The following is a 2,127-nucleotide window of genomic DNA, read 5'->3' on the forward strand; positions in this document are numbered from 1 at the left end:
ATGGAAATCAAGTGGGTGCCGATTGACGACGTGCCGAAGTTGAAGCTGCTTACGGCAATGCGCACGGATTGGCCGTCTTTCCGCGCGCGACTTGATTTGCTAGCGCGACGACCTGCTTGAGCGCTTTAAGCGTAGCGCGCGAAGGCAACTCGGAGCGGAAACTCGCTTAGGTTGGAAGTCCGGGGGACTTCCAACGCGAGTTTCGTAGCGAGCGCGTCGCAATCCGCGCGAGCTTAAGTGTTGATGTGGAACATTTGCCGGAGTTTTTTCTCCGGAAAATGTTGCTGTTTTGGTGGTTTTTTGGAACATTTGCGGGAAAATCTCCGGCGTTTGTTGTTGTTTTGGCGTTTTTGTGGAACATTTGCCGGAAAATCTCCGGCATTTGTTGTTGTTTTGGCGTTTTTGTGGAACATTTGCCGGGGAATTCTCCGGCATTTGTTGCTGTTTTGGTGGTTTTTTGGAACATTTGCCGGAGAGTTTATATAGCGGCAGAAAGCGCGTAGGAAATTAGCCCAAGATTGCGGCGATTACTGCTATACAGATTGGGCTGGTTACGGTAGAAAATAGTATGCCGTCGCGCGCAAAACTTAAGCCCACGTTGTATCGAGCTGCATAATTGTACACGTTCTGACCCGTCGGAAGTGCCGCAAGCACAACGCAAGCGTACAAAGTCGCCCCGCGAAAACCCATCACAAAGTAAGCTAGCAAAAACGCAACAATCGGCATAATCAAATTTTTCAGCACCGCAACCGTCGCAATCGCCGCACGGTTTGAATTCTTCTGCAGCGGCTTACTTCCGTAAAGCGACATGCCAAAAGCCATCAAAATCATAGGAACTGCGGAATCACCAATCATTTTAACAGGATCGTACAAAAAATTCGGAACGGGAAAATAGCCAACTTTAGCTGAAATTGCGGAAATAATAATGCCGCCGAGAGAACCAATTAAAAGCGGCTGCTTCAAAGGCTGCTGCGCAATACGCTTGAGCGAGAATTTGCCGGTAGTTGTAATGTCGAGAACCGTCAAACCAACCGGCGTAAACACAGCCTGTTGCATAACCAAAATTGGTGCCACAAGCGCAGGATTTCCTAAAATATAAGTGGCAACTGGCAAACCAATATTATTTGAGTTTAAATATAACGAATTAAGCGCGCCAATCGTGCAGTCGGCTGCAGGAAGGCGAAAATACAGGCGGTTCAGTAATACGAACGCAACTCCAACAATCATCGCAGAAAAGAACGCAACAAAAATCGACGAATGAAAAATCTCAAAAATAGGCTCTTTAGAAAGAATCGCGAACATTAAGCAAGGACTGGAAACGAAGAAACTCACGCGATTTAAGACCATCTGCGCTTGGGAACCGCCAATTCGCAGGCGCGCAGTAATGTAGCCGGCAAGAATCACGATGCCGATTACGCAAAAACCTTGCATAGCGCTGATTAAGCCCATGTCTCGCCTCCTAAAAGTTAGTGGTACGCAACGCTACGTGCGAACCTCTTGTGTAACTATAGGAGTGCTACGCAACTTTTTTAAGTAGAGGTGATTAAAACTTTACAGTCGTGTATAGGAAATGTCGGAATCTCGCTGAAAGGCGACAAAAACTTTACGTGAGTGTGAAGGAAATAACGGAAGTGCGATGGGAAGTAACGTTCAAATCTCAATATTTGACTCGGTGGTATGGCATACTAGAGAGCGGCGGCACTGCAAGCCGCCAAGCGATTGATGGCGTCGATCCCCTCGCGGGGTTTAAGCGAGGCTGGCGTCCGCCGTTTTACGCAACGAGACTTTGTTGAGGGCCTTTGGGTGGTTCGCATACGCGTGCCCATCTTAAAGCCAAGAACTGCGAGGCGATGCAGCGTCTCGTGAGGAGCATAGTGCCCAGAATAATAGGAGAAAGCTTCAACGAATCGGAAGCTGCAAATAATATAACTGTGCCTGAATCAAACGCTGATGCCGTTAAAGGTGCCGCCAAAGATGAAGCCAAAGGTGCTGCTAATGGTGCTGTTAAAGGTGAAGCCAATAAATCGAATAATGCAAACGCAGACGCTCAGGAGACTGTTGGAGTTATGCGTCGCCGCCGCGGCCGTCGAGTGACGCGTGGCACCGGTGCCGCAGGTGAGGCGATGG

At 48.7% G+C, this 2,127-nt stretch carries 3 protein-coding genes; 1 reads left to right on the top strand and 2 read right to left on the bottom strand.

The annotated features are described in order from the left end of the window. Positions 1-166 precede the first annotated feature (166 nt). Complete coding sequence (locus tag AXE77_RS06655; protein ID WP_165846078.1) at positions 167-466, bottom strand: hypothetical protein; 300 nt, start codon at positions 464-466, stop codon at positions 167-169. A 41-nt stretch (positions 467-507) separates the two neighbouring features. Continuing rightward, positions 508-1,449: an AEC family transporter gene (locus AXE77_RS05050; RefSeq protein WP_116712412.1), complete on the bottom strand. Its 942-nt coding sequence runs from the start codon at positions 1,447-1,449 to the stop codon at positions 508-510. A gap of 482 nt (positions 1,450-1,931) precedes the next feature. Between AXE77_RS05050 and AXE77_RS06745 the strand changes: the two genes are divergently transcribed. Then, positions 1,932-2,127, top strand: a 196-nt coding sequence (locus tag AXE77_RS06745) for a hypothetical protein (protein WP_205727528.1), incomplete at its 3' end; no start/stop codon positions are given.

The organism is Gardnerella massiliensis, from assembly GCF_003408845.1.
Classification (GTDB): Bacteria; Actinomycetota; Actinomycetes; order Actinomycetales; family Bifidobacteriaceae; genus Bifidobacterium; species Bifidobacterium vaginale_H.

What these genes read in the sequence shown, in the direction of transcription:
- AXE77_RS05050 (WP_116712412.1), bottom strand. Translation starts at nt 1,449, where the DNA reads ATGGGCTTAATCAGCGCTATGCAAGGTTTTTGCGTAATCGGCATCGTG.
- AXE77_RS06655 (WP_165846078.1), bottom strand. Translation starts at nt 466, where the DNA reads ATGTTCCAAAAAACCACCAAAACAGCAACAAATGCCGGAGAATTCCCC.